General features: G+C 67.2%; 1 protein-coding gene. It reads left to right on the forward strand.

Annotation, left to right across the window (positions count from 1 at the left end; translation table 11 throughout):
* The coding region (locus B3T77_RS09695) for an alpha/beta hydrolase family protein (RefSeq protein ID WP_292079140.1) at positions 1 to 204 on the forward strand (204 nt) is incomplete at both ends.

The following is a 204-nucleotide window of genomic DNA, read 5'->3' on the forward strand; positions in this document are numbered from 1 at the left end:
ACCGACAAGGACGCCGGCCTGGCCTCGGCTCTGGCGGGCGCGGCGCCGACGGAATGGAGCCTGTACGACACCCACTACACCGAACGGTATATGTCCACGCCCCAGGCCAATCCGGAGGGCTATGCGGCGACTGACATCCTGCCGCGACTGGACGACATGACGGGGCGGCTGTTGCTGCTGCATGGCATGGCCGACGACAACGTC

This window comes from Brevundimonas sp. UBA7838 (assembly GCF_002500885.1).
In the GTDB taxonomy this organism is placed as follows: Bacteria; Pseudomonadota; Alphaproteobacteria; order Caulobacterales; family Caulobacteraceae; genus Brevundimonas; species Brevundimonas vesicularis_C.